12 protein-coding genes are annotated in these 15739 nt (G+C 68.7%); 1 reads left to right on the forward strand and 11 read right to left on the reverse strand.

The features are described from left to right. Positions 1–4: 4 nt before the first annotated feature. Together KF892_06925 and KF892_06930 are read right to left on the reverse strand one after the other, a co-directional pair. A complete protein-coding gene (locus KF892_06925) occupies positions 5–328 on the reverse strand; it encodes a c-type cytochrome (protein MBX3624728.1) in 324 nt (107 codons plus the stop codon). 13 nt (positions 329–341) lie between these two features. Continuing rightward, positions 342–2084: a c-type cytochrome gene (locus KF892_06930; protein MBX3624729.1), complete on the reverse strand. Its 1743-nt coding sequence runs from the start codon at positions 2082–2084 to the stop codon at positions 342–344. 256 nt (positions 2085–2340) lie between these two features. On the opposite strand from KF892_06930, the gene KF892_06935 reads away from it, so the two are divergent. Beyond that, positions 2341–4299, forward strand: a complete 1959-nt coding sequence (locus tag KF892_06935) for a TonB-dependent receptor (GenBank protein MBX3624730.1) — start codon at positions 2341–2343, stop codon at positions 4297–4299. Between the two features lie 3 nt (positions 4300–4302). Here KF892_06935 and KF892_06940 read toward each other — a convergent pair whose 3' ends face one another. From KF892_06940 to KF892_06980, 9 genes are all read right to left on the reverse strand, one after another. Further along, positions 4303–6210: a PAS domain S-box protein gene (locus KF892_06940; protein ID MBX3624731.1), complete on the reverse strand. Its 1908-nt coding sequence runs from the start codon at positions 6208–6210 to the stop codon at positions 4303–4305. A gap of 88 nt (positions 6211–6298) precedes the next feature. Further along, entirely contained in the window at positions 6299–6664 is a 366-nt protein-coding gene (locus KF892_06945) for a hypothetical protein (GenBank protein ID MBX3624732.1), read from the reverse strand. 62 nt (positions 6665–6726) lie between these two features. Beyond that, complete coding sequence (locus KF892_06950; protein MBX3624733.1) at positions 6727–8226, reverse strand: sigma 54-interacting transcriptional regulator; 1500 nt, start codon at positions 8224–8226, stop codon at positions 6727–6729. 1 nt (position 8227) lies between these two features. Beyond that, on the reverse strand, positions 8228–9727 hold the full coding sequence (locus KF892_06955) for a fibronectin type III domain-containing protein (protein MBX3624734.1): 1500 nt from the start codon (positions 9725–9727) through the stop codon (positions 8228–8230). A gap of 243 nt (positions 9728–9970) precedes the next feature. Then, positions 9971–11524 (reverse strand): HAMP domain-containing protein, encoded by a 1554-nt coding sequence (locus tag KF892_06960; protein MBX3624735.1) that lies wholly within the window; start codon positions 11522–11524, stop codon positions 9971–9973. Beyond that, positions 11521–12411: a branched-chain amino acid ABC transporter permease gene (locus KF892_06965; protein MBX3624736.1), complete on the reverse strand. Its 891-nt coding sequence runs from the start codon at positions 12409–12411 to the stop codon at positions 11521–11523. The genes KF892_06960 and KF892_06965 overlap by 4 nt, the downstream gene beginning before the upstream one ends. A 100-nt stretch (positions 12412–12511) precedes the next feature. Further along, on the reverse strand, positions 12512–13399 hold the full coding sequence (locus KF892_06970) for a branched-chain amino acid ABC transporter permease (GenBank protein MBX3624737.1): 888 nt from the start codon (positions 13397–13399) through the stop codon (positions 12512–12514). A 105-nt stretch (positions 13400–13504) separates the two neighbouring features. After that, positions 13505–14713 (reverse strand): ABC transporter substrate-binding protein, encoded by a 1209-nt coding sequence (locus KF892_06975; protein MBX3624738.1) that lies wholly within the window; start codon positions 14711–14713, stop codon positions 13505–13507. Positions 14714–14739: 26 nt separating this feature from the next. Beyond that, positions 14740–15444, reverse strand: a complete 705-nt coding sequence (locus KF892_06980; GenBank protein MBX3624739.1) for an ABC transporter ATP-binding protein — start codon at positions 15442–15444, stop codon at positions 14740–14742. Positions 15445–15739 lie beyond the last annotated feature (295 nt).

The raw sequence follows: 15739 nt of genomic DNA on the forward strand, positions 1-15739 counted from the left end.
GTCGTCACTGCTGGAGGATCCAGTCGACCGCCACCTTGAGGTCGGCGTCGGAGATCTTCTCAGGCGGATTGGGCGGCATCGGGATCGGCCCGAACACGCCCTTGCCGCCCTGCCGCACCTTGGGCGCGAGCGCGGCGGAGGCACCGGCCTGGCCCTTGTACTTGGCAGCGATCTCCTTGAACGATGGCCCGACGAGCTTCTTGTCTTTCGTGTGGCAGGCGTTGCAGCCGGCCTTGGTGATGACGTCCTCGGGCGAGGCCTGGGCGGGCAGCGCCGCTGCCCACAAGGCCAGACCCGCGACCGCGGCGGAACAGATCACGTTCTTCATCGCGGCCTCCGGCTCAGTACACGTCGTGCTGCGTGTTGTGGATGTTGAAGTGGCCCGTGGGGGTGATCAGGCGCGGGTCCTTGATCACGGCCTTGAGCTTGAGCGTCTTGTCGTCCACGACGACCAGCGCGCTCTGCTTGTTCTTGGCCGACCAGACCGAGAACCACACCTCGTCGCCCGCCTTGTTGAACTCGGGCTGCACCACGCGCTTGGCGCCGTCGTCCTTCAGGTCGGCCCATTGGGCGATGGGCAGCGTGACCGATCCCTTGGCCAGATTGTCGATGTCGAACACCACCACCGACTGCGACACCGCCGGGTCCGGGTTGAGCGGCGCATCGGAATACAGGTGCCGGCTCTTCGGGTGGCTCTTGATGAAGAGCGCCCCGCCGCCCGGGCCCTTGAGGGTGTCGACCTGCTTGAAGGCGTACTGCTTGTGCTTGACCGGGTCGGTGCCGATCAGCGAGATGGTCTCGTCGCCCAGGTGGCCGGTGGCCCAGACGGGGCCGAACTTCGGGTGCACGAAGTTGGCGCCGCGTCCCGGGTGCGGGATCTTGCCCACGTCGACGATGGCGGCCAGCTTGCCGTCCTTGGCGTCGATGACCGAGATCTTGTTGCTGTTGTTGGCGGCCACCATGAAGTAGCGCTTGGACGAGTCCCAGCCGCCGTCGTGCAGGAAGGGCGCCGAGCCGATCTCGGTGACCTTGAGCGCGTCGATGTTCGAGTAGTCGACCATCAGCGTCTTGCCGGTCTCCTTCACGTTGACCAGGAACTCGGGCTTGAAGTGCGAGGCCACGATCGAGGCCACGCGCGGCTCGGGGTGGTATTCCTGCGTGCCGACGACCATGCCGCGCGTGCTCACGATCTTCATCGGCTCCAGCGTGTCGCCGTTCATGATCACGTACTGCGGCGGCCAGTAGGCGCCAGCGATGGCGAGCTTGTCGCTGAAGTCGCCGAGCTTGCCCTTGTACTTGCTGGTGTCCACCGAGCGGGCCTCGAGGCCGATGCGCACTTCGGCCACGTTGTCGGGCACCGGCATCCACAGGTCGATCATGTTGATCTTGGCGTCGCGGCCGATCACGAACACGTAGCGGCCCGAGCCCGAGGTGCGCGAGATGTGCACCGCGTAGCCGGTCTTCACCACGTTGATGATCTTCTTGGTGTCGCCGTCGATGAGCGCCACCTCGCCGGTGTCGCGCAGCGTGGTCGAGAAGATGTTCTCGATGTTGAAGTTGTTCATCTTCTTCGTCGGGCGCTTCTCGGGCGGCACGATGACCTTCCAGGTCTGCTTCATCTGCGCCATGCCGAACTCGGGCGGCACGGGCGGCTCGTGCTGGATGTAGCGGGCCATCATGTCGACGGTCTTCTCATCCATCTCGCCGCTGGTCTGCCAGTTGGGCATGCCGGCCGGCGATCCGTAGGCGATGAAGACCTTCAGGTAGTCGGTGCCTTTGCCGATGGTGATGTCGGGCGTGAGCGGCTTGCCGGTGGCGCCCTTGCGCAGCACGCCGTGGCAGCCGGCGCAGCGCTCGAAGTAGATGTTGCGCGCCTGGTCGAACTCGGCCTGCGTCATCGGCGGCGCCTTCGGGTTGCGGCTTTCCACCATCGGCACGCCGGTGAGCGCGGAAGGTGCGGCGTGGTATTGCACGTCGCCAGGGGTGACGGCCTTCTTGTCCTGCGCCTGCGCGAGCGGCGAAGCGAGCAGTGCAAACGTCGCGGCCAGGGTGGTGAGCCGGAGCGCGGTCTTGATCGGGTTCATGGTCCCTCCTAGGGGGTAGTGGGTCTGCGGACGAATCCAGTGGCGAGCGCATCGTCTGCCCAAGCGGGGGTCGTTTCCTTGAAGCAAGTCAAGGCGGGCACGGGGGCGCATGCCGGAGCCCCACCGCTTGATCCCCGTCAAGCGAACGGTATGCACCCTCGCCTTTGCATTCAGAAAGCAAACCAGCTCAAGGAATTGCGGTGCCACCACGCCGATGCTGTGACCCATGTCCTTCCAACCAGCCTCTGGAGCCACCATGCGCCGCCGAGCCCACCCCGCTCGCCCTGCCCTCATCGCCACCACGCTCTTGACCACCGTCACGCTGAGCGCCTGGGCACAAACCGACAAACCCACCTACGAGCTGGAGCGCGTCGTCATCAGCGCCACGCGCCACGCCATGCCGCTGGCCGACGCGCCCGCCGCCGTCACCGTGGTCGACCGTGCCACCATCGAACAACGCGGTGCCGACAACGTGCTCGAAGCGCTGCGCGGCGAGACCGGCGTCACCGTCTTCACGCGCACGATCTCCGGCCGCAAGGCGCTCGCGCTGCGCGGCTTCGACCCCAAGCACACGCTCTTCCTCGTCGACGGCCGGCGCATCAGCGCGAGCGATGGCGTGATCGGCCACACCGACTTCCAGCTCGACTGGGTGCCCATGGACGAGATCGAGCGCATCGAGGTCGTGCGCGGGCCGCTGGCGGCGCTCTACGGCGCCGAAGCGCTCGGCGGCGTGGTGCAGATCTTCACCCGTGCCCCGGCCAACACCCTCGGCGGCAGCGTCTCGCTCGAAGGCTCGCGCGGCCAGGGCGGGCGCGGCAGCGACGGCCACCGCGCCACCGCCCGCATCACCGGGCCGCTGATGCAGGGCGTGAACGGCGCCCTCACGGTCGGCGAGAGCTGGCGCGACGACGTGCCCTCGGCACTCGACCCGCGCATCTCCGACCTCGAAGGCCGCCGCAAGCGTGAAGCCGCCTGGCGCCTGGCCTGGGCCGCCGCGCCGGGCCACACGATCGACGTGCAGCAGCGCTTCGGCAGCGAGCTGCGCTGGGCCAAGGCGGTGGAGCGCAGCGGCCTGCGCCGCGTGTACGGCTCCGACACCGAGGTCGACCGCCAGCACACCGCCTTCGGCTGGAACGCCGACTGGTCGGGCGATGCCCGCTGGCACAGCGACCTGCGCCTCTACGAGAGCCGGCTCGCGATGGCCAACACCCGCACCAACGGCGTGGCGGCGCTGCGCCCCAACACCTTGCGCGACCGCGCGGTCGACGCCCAGTTCGACGGCCAACCCTGGGCCGGCCACCAGCTCACCGGCGGCGTGGAGTGGCGCGACGAGGGCCTGGAGAACCAGGCCCTGCCCGGCGGCGAGGCGAGCGCGTGGCACCACTCGGTCTTCCTGCAGGACGAAGCCCGGCCGCTGGACGCGCTCACGCTCACCGGCGGCCTGCGCTACGACGCGCACCAGCGCTTCGGCAATGCCTGGAGCCCACGCCTCTACGCGGTGTGGCGCGCCGCGCCGCAGTGGGTCGTGAAGGGCGGCTACAGCCGCGGCTTCAAGCCGCCCACGCTCAAGCAGATCACCCCGGGCTACCAGGAAGACGAAGGCCCCTACACCTACGTGTCGAACCCCGACCTGCAGGCCGAAGCCAGCAACGGCTTCGAGGCTGGCGTGGCCTGGGACGGCCGCGATGCGGGCGTGATGCTGATGGCCTTCGACAACCGGGTGAAGAACCTCATCGTGCCGGTGCCCACCGGCGTCACGGTGCCGCGCACCGTCTACCGCTTCCAGAACGTCGACCGTGCCACGCTGCGCGGCGCCGAACTCTCGGGCTCGCTGCGCCCGGCCGCAGGCTGGAAGCTCGACGCCAACTACCAGTACCTCGACGCGACCGACGGCAACGGCATGCGCCTCGAGAAGCGCCCGCGCCACACGCTCGGCACCGGCATCGAATGGGCCACGGCGCAATGGCGCGCCAGCGCCCAGCTCGACGCCACGGCCGGCCAGGCCATCGCCTCGGCGACGGTGGGCCAGCCGCCGCTCGACGCACCGCCGCTGGTCTTCCTCGGGGCGAGCGTCACGCGCCAGCTGGAGCAGGGTTTCCGCCTCACCATCGGCGTGAGCAACCTCACCAACACCAACCCGCCGGAGCGTTCGGCGCTCTACGTCGCAGGCGAAGCGCCGCGCACGCTGCGGGTGGCCTTGCGCGGCACCTGGTAACGGTCAGGCCGACGGCTGCAGCGCGAAGGCAATGGCCTGCGCCAGGGCCTCCAGGTCGAAGGGCTTGGCCAGGCGCGGCACCCGCGGTGGCAGGGCCGTGGCCAGCTCCGCATAACCCGTGGCGAGGATGGCCGGCAGGCCCGGCCGCGCCCGGTGCGCCGCCTCGATCAACTGCACGCCCGTCATCTGCGGCATGGCCTGGTCGGTGATGAGCAACGCGATCGACGCATCGCGCGCGAGCATCGCCGCCGCCTCCTTGCCCGACAGCGCTTCGCGCACCGTGTGCCCCAGCTCCTGCAGCATGGCCACGGTGTTCATCAGCACCAGCGCGTCGTCGTCGACCGCCAGCACGGTGAGCGGCGCGACCTGCGCCACCTCCCTCGGCACGACGGGCGTGGGCACCGGCTCGGCGGGCGCCTTCGCCACCGGCAGCCACAGCTCCGCCGTGGTGCCCTCGCCCTTGGCGCTCTTGAGCGTGAGCCGCCCACCCGACTGCGCGGCCAGGCCTTCCACCATCGAGAGACCCAGGCCCGTGCCCTTGCCCACGCCCTTGGTCGTGTAGAAGGGCTCGGTGGCCCGCGCGAGCGTGGCCTCGTCCATGCCCTCGCCTTCGTCGTGCACGCAGATGCAGACGTAGCGCCCCGGGGCGAGCCGCGCCGGGTGCTCACCCACCACGTCTTCCTCACGCGCCGCGATGGTGATCACACCACCCTGCGGCATCGCGTCGCGCGCATTGACGGCAAGGTTGAGCAGGGCCAGCTCGAGCTGGTTGCCGTCGACGAGCACCGGCGGCAGCGGCTCCTCGTAGCGCGTGTCGAGGCTCACCGTGGGCCCGAGCGAAGACTTCAGCAGCCCCGACATGCCCTCCACCAGCTCGGGCACGTGCACCACCCCCGGCTTGAGCTCCTGCCGGCGCGCGAAGGCCAGCATGCGCTGCGTGAGCTCGGCGCCGCGCTTGGCGCCACGCACCGCGTTGTCGAGCAGGGCCTGCGTCTTCGGGTCTTCGGGAATGCGCTTGCGGATGAGGGCCAGGCTCGACAGCACCGCCATCAGCAGGTTGTTGAAGTCGTGCGCCACGCCGCCGGTGAGCTGGCCGATGGCGTCCATCTTCTGCGACTGGAAGAAGGCCTCGCGGGCGATCTCGAGCTGGTGCTGGGCCTCGCGCTTCTCGGTCACGTCTCGGGTGACCTTGGCGAAGCCGAGCAGCCGGCCGCTCGGGTCGAGGATGCGGTCGACCACCACATTGGCCCAGAAGCGCGTGCCATCCTTGCGCACACGCCAGCCCTCGCCCTCGAAGCGGCCTTCGCGCGCGGCCGTCTCGAGTGCGATGCTGGGCCGGTCGCGGGCGCGGTCTTCGGCGGTGTAGAAGCGCGAGAAGTGCACGCCGATGATCTCTTCGGGCGCATAGCCCTTGATGCGCTGCGCACCCTGGTTCCAGCTCGACACGCGGCCCTGCGAGTCGAGCATGTAGATCGCGTAGTCGGTGACGCTTTGCACCAGCAGGTTGAACTGGTCTTCGCTGCGCTTGAGCAACTCGGCCGCCGCCTTGCGCTCGCTCTGGTCGCGCGTGATCTTGGCGAAGCCCAGCAGCTCGCCCGAGCCCGGCGCGCGGATGGGGTCGATCACCACATGGGCCCAGAAGCGGGTGCCGTCCTTGCGCACGCGCCAGCCTTCGCCCTCGAAGCGCCCTTCGCGCAGGGCCGTGGCCAGGGCCTTCTGCGGCAGGCCGACCTCGCGGTCTTCGTCGACGTAGAAGCGCGAGAAATGCTGGCCGACGATCTCGGCCTCGGTGTAGCCCTTGAAGCGGTGGGCGCCGCTGTTCCAGCTCGACACGATGCCCTCGGCATCGAGCATGTAGATGGCGTAGTCGGCGACGGAGTCGACCAGCAGCCGGTAGCGGCTCTCGTCCATCGGTCAGGTCACCGGGGTGGAGGTGTTCATCCGGCCGATTATTCCCGCCGGCTCCGGCCCCGAAGCGCTCGCGGTTACCCCGGGGCGCTCAGGCGAGGCCGGCCCACTCGGGCAGGCCGGGGTGCACCTCGATGTCGGCCCAGGTGTCGCCGTTCGAGTCTTGCCCGAAGCCGGTGACAAAAACCTTCAAGGGAATGGTCGGTGGCGCCGTGCTGCCCGCCTGCCGAAGCCCCTGCCACATCGTGCGGATCTGGTCGGTGGCGGCGTAGGTGAGCTGCACCTCGCGCACCTCCTTCGGCGGCGTGTAGACGCCGAGCGCCTGCTCGGTGAGCTCGCAATGGGCCAGCGCCGCCAGCGCGATCTGCCGCTTGAGGGTCGCCACGTCGGGCAAGGCACCCGGGCGGCCGGGCACCACCGAAGTGAAAGGCAGGTCTTGAAGCGCGTGCATCGGCATCGTGGGCATCCCGTCGGAAGACGGTGGGCAGCATGCCAGATCGGCCGGCCCCGGCACGGGTGTCAGCGCGGCAGGGCGCCCGCCGTGCGCAGCTCGGGGTAGAGCACCAGCTTCTCGTAGAGCGTGGCGCGCGAGATGCGCAGCAGCTTCGCCGCGGCCACACGGTTGCCCGCCGTCGCGCGCAGCGCAGCGCCGATGGCGTGGCGCTCCAGGTCGGCCATCAGCTCCGGCAAGGGGCGGATCGCCTGGGAGCCCTGCGGCACCAGGGCGGCGGGGTCGAACCCATCGACCGCCGCACGCGGCGCGTTCGCGGCCGAGCTGCGGCCGGGCAGCACGCCGGCCAGGTGCGCGGGGGTGAGCTGCAGGTCGTCGGTCATCACGCTCGCCTGCTCCAGCACGTTGCGCAGCTCGCGCACGTTGCCGGGCCAGCGCTGGGCGGCCAAGAGTGCCAGGGCGTCGGCGGTCAGCGTGCGCTGGGGCATGCCGCTGCAACGGGCGATGTCGGCCAGCAGCGCCTCGGCCAGAGGCCCGAGGTCGGACAAGCGCTCGCGCAGCGCCGGCAGCCGGATCGGCAGCACATTGAGCCGGTAGAACAGGTCGGCGCGGAACTCGCCCGCGGCCACCATCGCCGGCAGGTCGCGGCTGGTGGCGGCGATCACGCGCACGTCGACCCGCACCACCTCGTTGGCGCCGAGCGGCTCGACCTCCTGCTCCTGCAGCACGCGCAGGAGCTTGGCCTGCAAGGGCAGCGGCATGTCGCCCACTTCGTCGAGAAAGAGCGTGCCGCCGCTGGCCAGCTTGAACTTGCCGTCGCGCGCCTTGGTGCCGGCGCCGGTGAAGGCGCCGGGCGCCACGCCGAAGAACTCGGCTTCGAGCAGGCTCTCGGGCACGGCCGCGATGTTGATGCCGATGAAGGGGCCGCCCGAGCGCGGCGACGCCGCGTGGATGCCCTGCGCCAGCACCTCCTTGCCGGTGCCCGTCTCGCCCAGCAGCAGCACGGTGCTCTCGGTGCCGGCCACGCGCAGCGCCATGCTCTTCAGGCCCACGGCCGCGGGGCTGGTGCCGATGAAGCTGGCGATGGTGTAGCGCGAGCGGCGCTGCACCGCGAGCTGCCGGCGTGCGTCGTCGAGCTCGCGTTGCAGCCGGGTGAACTTCGTCATCAGCGGCTGCATGTTGGTGCCGGGGTGGTCGAGCAGCACCATGCCGATGGCGCCGATCACCTGGCCGGCGTCGTCGTGCAACGGCAGGCGGCTCACGAGGAAGGTGCCGGCCTGGTTGGTGAGCAAATCAACCAGCACGGCGCGGCCGCTGTCGATCACGCTGCCCATCAGCGTGTTGGGCACCACCTCTTCGACGAAGCGGCCGACGAAGTCATCGGCGTCGCGGATGCCGAGCGCGGGCAGGAAGCGCTTGTAGCCTTCGCTGATCCACACGATGCGGTGGTCGCGGTCGACCACCAGCATGCCCATCGCCAGCTGCTCGAAGACCTCGAACATCGACTTCGCGGCCAGCTTCAGCACGCTGTGGGAGTCCAGCGGCAGCAGCCGCGACAGTTGTGTCATCTCAGGGGCAGGTGCCGATCACGTAGTAGTCGGTGCCGGTCTGCTTGAGCGTGGTCGTCACGAACACGTTCCACAGCCCCATGTTCTGGCCCGAGCCCTTCGCATAGGTGTAGCCGCCGCTTTGCGTGGCACGGCCCGCGGTGGTGTGCGCGTAGTTGCTCGCGGTGGTGCAGGTGGCGGTGGGTGGCGGCGTGCCGGTGGTGGTGCCGCTCGCGGGCGCGGAGGTCGCGCCTTCGGCGCCGTTGGCGTCGAGCGCGCGCACCGTCCAGCTGTAGGTGGTGCCGGCGGCGAGGCCGCTGTCGGTGTAGCTGGTGGTGGTGACGGCCGCGCCGTTGACCTTGGCGCCGTTGCGGTAGACGTTGTAGCCCACCGCGTTGCTCACGGTGCTCCAGGTGACGGTCATGCTGCTGGTAGTGGCGTTGGAGGTGCTCACGCTGGTGGGCGCGGGGAGCGTGCCCCCTCCGCCCGTGGAGCCGGAGGCCACGCGGTCGACCATCGCCTTGATGGCGGCGGCCTGCGTGCCCGCCTTCTGCGCGAAGTTGCTGCCGTACCAGCCGACCCAGTCCCAGCAGGCGTTGGGGTTGGGCAGCGAGCCGCTGGCCGAGGTGGGGCGGCTGGTGCTGTCGACCTTGGTCTGCGGGAAGAGCACGATGATGTTGTTGGTGTCGGCCCAGCGGGTGTAGCCGGTGTTCTTCACGAACTTGTCGGTGATGTTGGAAGTGCTCTGCTGGCAGCCGTGCAGCGCCACGTGCAGCCTGCATTGCGTGCCGCTCGCGCAGGCTGACGGCACATAGAGCCAGCCGCTCGCGGCCATGCCGGGGTTGTTGTTGCTGTAGGTCGACTGGTTGAACTCGATGTAGTTGGCCGCGGCGGGCGCGTTGTTGCGCGCGTTGAGCGTGCCGTAAAGCTTGGTGAAGAGCGCCTTGGCGCCGTCGTAGCCGCAGTTCGAGATGTAGGGCGAGGCGCTGGTGCCGCAGGCGTTGTTGCCGGTCGAGTCGAAGTCGGTCGGGAAGACGTGCGCGGTGCTCGCGCGCTTCACGTACTCGAGGTTGGCGGCGGGCACACCGTTGTTGGTGTACTGCGTCTTCAGCGCATCCATCGGGTTGGGGCCGACGGTCGAATCGCTGGTGCCGACGAAGAGGTAGACCTTCTGGTTGGCGACGTTGGCCTTGTTGTCGATGGCCGTGCCGCTCCAGTTGTTGAGGTCGGCCTGCATGGTGCTGAGCATGCTGGCGCTGATGGTCGCGTTGTACATGCAGGCGGTGTAGTTGCTGTGGCCGGCGCACATGTAGGGGCCGGCGGCGAACACGCCCACGCCCGAGAAGGTGGCCGAGTAGGCGTAGCCGAGCTGGTTGGCCATGAAGCCGCCCGACGACAGGCCCGACACGGTGATCTGGCTCTTGTCGACGTTGTAGGCCGGCAGTGCCACCACGGCGGCGCTGGCCGATGACGCGGCCACGCCGAGGGCGGCCGCCACGAAGAGGATGCGGGTGAATTTCAAGCTTGTCTCCTTTGCCTCTGATGGGCGTGTGGGTGTTGCGCCGCGTTGAGCGCCCTTGGCGCAGCGCAAGCTTGGTGCCAGCCTGGGCCGGCGCGCCGCTCACGCGGGCTCACCTCTGGAAACCGCCCTGCCCTCGGGCCTGGCCTTGGCGCGCCTGCCTGCTCGCCGGACGGCACCGCAGTGCAGCAACGTCCGGTTCGAAGACAGCGCGTCCGGCTTTCGAGCAGCGGCCAGCCCCCTTCCCTACTTCAGCCGGAAGGCCGACACCACGTTGGTGAGGCTCTGCGCCTGCTCGCGCAGGCTCTCGGCGGCGGCAGAGGCTTCTTCCACCAGCGCGGCGTTCTGCTGGGTGACCTGGTCGAGCTGCGTGACGGCGCTGCTCACCTGGCTGATGCCTGTGCTCTGCGCCGAGGCAGCGGTGGTGATCTCCCCGACGATCGCGGCCACCTCGTCGACGCTCGTCACGATCTCGACCATCGTCTCGCCCGCCGCCTTCACCAGGCGCGACCCGGCATCGACCTTGTCGACGCTGGTGTCGATCAAGGCCTTGATCTCCTTCGCGGCCACGGCGCTGCGCTGCGCGAGATTGCGCACCTCGCTCGCCACCACCGCGAAGCCGCGGCCCTGGTCACCGGCGCGCGCCGCCTCCACGCCCGCGTTGAGCGCGAGGATGTTGGTCTGGAAGGCGATGCCGTCGATCACGCCGATGATGTCGCTGATCTTGCGCGAGCTGTCGTCGATCTCGCGCATGGTCGACACCATCTGCGACACCACCTCGCCGCCGCGCGTGGCCACCGCCGAGGCGCGGTGCGCGAGCTGGTTGGCCTTCTCGGCGGCGCTGGCGCTGTGGCGCACGGTGCTCGTCAAGTCTTCCATCGACGAGGCCGTCTGCTGAAGGCTCGACGCGGCCCGCTCGGTGCGCTGGCTCAGGTCGAGGTTGCCGGTGCTGACCTCGGCACTCGCCACGTGGATGCTGTCGGACGACTCGCGGATCTGGCCGACCAGCGTGCGCAGCCGCTCCTGCATGGCGGCGATGGCCAGCAGCAGGCGGCCGATCTCGTCGTGCGAGCCCACATCCACCTGCGAGCTCAAGTCGCCCTCGGCGATGCGCTCGGCCACGCGGATGGCGCGGTCGATGGGCTGCTTCACGCTGCGCGTGATGCGCCAGCCCAGCAACGCACCCGCGAGCACGGCGATGGCCACCACCACCGCCGCGATCGACAAGGCGCGCTGCTGGCCCGACACGGCGCTCGCATACGAGGCCACGCTCGACTGCCGCTCCACCGCCATCAGCTGCTCGGCCTTGCCGCGCCACAGCACTTCTTGCGGCCGGGCCTGCGTCATGAGGGTGGTGGTGGCTTCGATGTTGGAGCCGTCCTGCCCCTGCCGGGCAGCGCGCAGCAGCAAGGGAATGGCCACCTTGGCGGTGGCGCCGATCTCGCCGACGAGCTGGCGCTCCTCGTCGGAGGCTGTGGACGCGTCGAGCGACGCGGCCAGCGTGCGCTCCGTCTCCTGGTAGCGGGCCACGGTGGCGTTGAGCGCCTTCATCTCGTTGTCGATCTCGCGCAGGTCGGTGAGCAAGGCGATCGAGCGGGCCTGCACCGACATCTGGCCGATGTGGGCGAGCAGCGCCTGCGCGAGGTCGCTGCGCGCGCTATCGACTTCGACGATGTGCTGCATGCGCGCGCCCATCGAGCGGATCTCCAGCCCGTTGAGCGTGGCCACGCCCACGAGCATCAGCACCAGGCTGGCAAAGCCCAGCGCGAGGCGCCGGGCGACGGAGAGCTGGAGCTTCATGCGTGCGCTTTCACCTGCGCGGGCGCCGCCGCCGCCGGCTCGGCCGCAGCCGGCTTCTTGCGGCGCGCGATGAACTCGCCCACGAAGCCACGGCGGAAGGCCAGCACGCAGACCACGAAGATGGCGCCGATGATCACCGTGACCCACGAGCCCACGCGGTCGGCGAGGCAGTTCTGCAGGCCGATGATGGTGAAGGCACCCACCACCGGGCCGGCGAAGGTGCCGAGGCCGCCGAGCAGCGTCATCAGGATCACCTCGCCCGAGAGCGACCAGTGCACGTCGGACAAGGTGGCGAACCCCAGCACCAGTGTCTTCAGCCCACCGGCCAGGCCGGCGATGGCGGTCGACAGCACAAAGGCGAGCAGCTTGTAGCGGTTGACGTTGTAGCCGAGCGAGATGGCACGCGGCTCGTTCTCGCGGATCGCCTTCAGCACCTGGCCGTAGGGCGAGTGCACCACGCGCACGATGAAGAGGTACACCGCCACGAAGATGGCCAGCACGAAGAAGTACATCGCAAGGTCGTTGTCGAGCGGCAAGAGGCCGAAGAGCTTGCCGCGCGGCACGCCCTGCAGCCCGTCTTCACCGCCGGTGAACGGCGCCTGCAGGCAGATGAAGAAGATCATCTGCGCCATCGCGAGCGTGATCATCGCGAAGTAGATGCCCTGGCGACGGATGGCAATCAGCCCGACCACCAGGCCGAGCGCAGCGGCCACCAGCACGCCGGCGATCAAGCCCAGCTCAGGTGTGAGCCCACCCGAGCGCACCAGCCAGCCCGTGCCGTAGGCCGCCGCACCCATGAAGGCGGCGTGGCCGAACGACAGGAGGCCGGTGTAGCCGAGCAGCAGGTTGAAGGCACACGCGAAGAGCGCGTAGCAGAGCGCCTTCATCGCAAACACCGGGTAGATGCCGATGAAGGGGGCGGCGATGAAGAGGGCGAGCGCCGCCCAGCCGGCGATGCGGGCCGGGGTCGAGAACAGTGAAGACAACTTACTTCTCCTTGCCGAAGAGGCCGGCGGGGCGAATCATCAGCACGATGGCCATGATCACGAAGACGACGATGTTGGACGCCTCGGGGTAGAACACTTTCGTCAGACCCTCGACCAGGCCGAGCGCGAGCCCGGTGAGGATGGAGCCGAGGATGGAGCCCATGCCGCCGATCACCACCACCGCGAAGACGACGATGATGAGGTTGGTGCCCATGAGCGGCGTGATCTGGATCACCGGCGCCGCCAGCACGCCGGCCAGCGCGGCGAGCGCCGCACCACCCGCGTAGGTGAACATCACCATCATCGGCACGTTGATGCCGAAGGCCTGCACCAGCGCCGGGTTCTCGGTGCCGGCGCGCAGCTTGGCGCCGAGGCTCGTCTTCTCGATCAAGGCCCAGGTGCCCAGGCAGACGATGAGCGAGGCCACGATCACCCAGGCGCGGTAGTTGGGCAGCACCATGAAGCCGAGGTTGGTGGCACCTTGCAGCGCGTCAGGCACCGAGTACGACTGGCCCGACACGCCGTACTGCTCGCGGAACACACCTTCGAAGATCAGCGAGATGCCGAAGGTGAGCAAGAGCCCGTAGATCGGGTCGAGCTTGTAGAGGTGCTTGAGCAGCGTGCGCTCGATCACGAGGCCGAGCGCACCCACCACCAGCGGCGCGAGCAGCAGCGCCATCCAGTAGTTGAGTCCGAAGGTCTCGAGCGAGAACCAGGCCACGTAGGCGCCGATCATGTACAGCGCGCCATGCGCGAAGTTCACGATGCCCAAGAGGCCGAAGATCACCGCCAGGCCGAGGCTCAGCATGGCGTAGAACGAGCCGTTCACCAGGCCGAGCATGAGTTGCCCCATGAAGGCCTGGATGGGGATACCAAAGATTTCAGTCATGACGGTGGGGGGCGTACTGCTCCGTTCGACCTGAGCTTGTCGAAGGGCCCTTCGACGCGCTCGGGGCGGGCTTCGACAGGCTCAGCCCGAACGGAGCTGTGCGCGTTATTTCCAGAGGGCGCAGCGCGACTCGGCCTTGGTCGTCCAGGCGGCTTCGCCCTTGATGGTCTCGACCACGTTGTAGTAATCCCACGGCTCCTTCGACTGCGCCGGCGTCTTCACCTGCATCAGGTACATGTCGTGCACCATGCGGCCGTCGTCGCGGATGTGGCCGCCCTTGGCGAACACGTCGTTGACCGGCGTCTTCTTCATGTGCGCGAGCACCTTGTCGGCGTCGTCGGTGCCGGTGGCCTTGACCGCATTCAGGTACTGCAGCGCGGCAGAGTAGTCGGCGGCCTGGATCGACGAGGGCATGCGCTTGAACTTGTCGAAGAACTTGCGGCTCCAGGCGCGGGTGTCGGCGTCCTGGTTCCAGTACCAGCTGTCGGTGAGGTACATGCCTTGCGCCGTCTTCAAGCCGAGCGAGTGCACGTCGTTGATGAACATGAGCAGGCCCGCAAGCTTCATCGTCTTGGTGATGCCGAACTCGTTGGCGGCCTTCACCGCGTTGATCATGTCGCCGCCCGCGTTGGCGAGGCCCAGGATCTGCGCCTTGCTGGTCTGCGCCTGCAGCAGGAACGACGAGAAGTCGCTGGCCGACAGCGGGTGGCGCACCGCGCCGATCACGTTGCCACCGGCCGCCTTGACGATGGCCGAGGTGTCGGTCTGCAGGGCCGAGCCGAAGGCGTAGTCGGCGGTCAGGAAATACCAGCTCTTGCCACCGGCCTTCACGACGGCGTTGCCGGTGCCCTTGGCGAGCGCCACGGTGTCGTAGGCCCAGTGCACGGTGTAGGGCGAGCAGCGCTCGTTGGTCAGCGCCGACGCGGCCGCGCCCACGGCGATGAAGGGCTTCTTCTTCTCGGCGGCCACGCCGGCCATCGCGAGGCTGGTGCCGGAGTTGGTGCCGCCAATCAGCAGGTCGAGGCCTTGCTGGTCGAACCACTCGCGTGCCTTGGCGCTGGCGATGTCGGCCTTGTTCTGGTGGTCGGCCACCAGCACTTCGATCTTCTTGCCGTTGATCGCACCGCCCATGTCGGCCACGGCCTGGCGGATCATCTCGGCGCCGGCCGGGCCGTCGATGTCGGAGTACAGCCCCGAGATGTCGGTGATGAAGCCGATGCGGATCACGTCACCCGAGATCTGGGCGTGTGCCAGCGGGGCGATGCAGGCGAGGCCGCAGGCGGCGGCGAGGGCTTTGAGTTTGTTGAGCTTCAAGAACGTGTCTCCTTGGGGTGAACGGTTTAGACGCCGAGGGTTTCGTGCAACTGATCCAGGTGCATGGGCAACTCGGCTTGGGTGAACTCTTGGATGACGCGGCCGTGCTCCATCACGAGGAAGCGGTCGGCCAGGGGGGCGGCGAAGCGGAAGTTCTGCTCCACCATCAGCACGGTGTAGCCACGCGAGCGCAGCATCTGCACCATCTCGGCGAGCTTCTGCACGATCACCGGCGCGAGGCCTTCGGAGATCTCGTCGAGCAGAAGCAGCTTGGCGCCGGTGCGCAGGATGCGGGCGACGGCGAGCATCTGCTGCTCGCCGCCCGAGAGGCGCGTGCCCTGGCTCTTGGCGCGCTCCTTGAGGTTGGGAAACATCGCGTAGATGTCGTCGAGGCTCATGCCGGCGGGCATCAGCGAAGGCGGCAGCAGCAGGTTCTCTTCCGCGCTCAGGCTTGACAAGATGCCGCGCTCTTCGGGGCAGTAGCCGAGGCCCAGGCGGGCAATGCGGTGCGTGGGGAGATGGATCGTCTCCTTGCCCTGCACCTTGATGCTGCCCTTGCGAGCACCGATCAAGCCCATGATGGCGCGCATGGTGCTCGTGCGGCCGGCGCCGTTGCGGCCCAAGAGCGTGACGACTTCGCCTTCGTTGACGTGGAAATTCACGCCATGCAGCACGTGGCTTTCGCCGTACCAGCCTTGGAGGTTTCTGATTTCTAGGAATGGGGTGGGCATGTTCAATGTGTCCTGTTTGTGGAGCGGAGCGGGCTCGCTGCGACAGGGCGCCGTGTTCCGCTCATGTCCCCCGAGTCGGGCTGCGCCCGCCTCTCCTCCTTTACTTCGCTCCACACGGCGCCCTGCCGCAGCGAGCAAGGCACGACCGAGGCACGCCAAGAACTCGGCATGCCACCGCCAGTGCGCGCCGAGGCTGTCGGGTGACCGGCGTAGCGAAGTAAAGGAGGAGGCCAGGCGCAGCCTGGCCGGGGGACATGAGCGGAGCCGGTCACCCGGCAGCCTCGGCTGGCACCGA

It is taken from the genome of Rhizobacter sp., assembly GCA_019635355.1.
GTDB lineage: Bacteria > Pseudomonadota > Gammaproteobacteria > Burkholderiales > Burkholderiaceae_C > Rhizobacter.

Bases quoted from the DNA above. Each gene is read 5' to 3' on its own strand.
- KF892_06950 (MBX3624733.1), bottom strand. From the start codon at position 8,226: ATGACACAACTGTCGCGGCTGCTGCCGCTGGACTCCCACAGCGTGCTG.
- KF892_06970 (MBX3624737.1), bottom strand. From the start codon at position 13,399: ATGACTGAAATCTTTGGTATCCCCATCCAGGCCTTCATGGGGCAACTC.
- KF892_06945 (MBX3624732.1), bottom strand. From the start codon at position 6,664: ATGCCGATGCACGCGCTTCAAGACCTGCCTTTCACTTCGGTGGTGCCC.
- KF892_06960 (MBX3624735.1), bottom strand. From the start codon at position 11,524: ATGAAGCTCCAGCTCTCCGTCGCCCGGCGCCTCGCGCTGGGCTTTGCC.
- KF892_06930 (MBX3624729.1), bottom strand. From the start codon at position 2,084: ATGAACCCGATCAAGACCGCGCTCCGGCTCACCACCCTGGCCGCGACG.
- KF892_06935 (MBX3624730.1), top strand. From the start codon at position 2,341: ATGCGCCGCCGAGCCCACCCCGCTCGCCCTGCCCTCATCGCCACCACG.
- KF892_06980 (MBX3624739.1), bottom strand. From the start codon at position 15,444: ATGCCCACCCCATTCCTAGAAATCAGAAACCTCCAAGGCTGGTACGGC.
- KF892_06940 (MBX3624731.1), bottom strand. From the start codon at position 6,210: ATGGACGAGAGCCGCTACCGGCTGCTGGTCGACTCCGTCGCCGACTAC.
- KF892_06965 (MBX3624736.1), bottom strand. From the start codon at position 12,411: ATGAAGGCGCTCTGCTACGCGCTCTTCGCGTGTGCCTTCAACCTGCTG.
- KF892_06925 (MBX3624728.1), bottom strand. From the start codon at position 328: ATGAAGAACGTGATCTGTTCCGCCGCGGTCGCGGGTCTGGCCTTGTGG.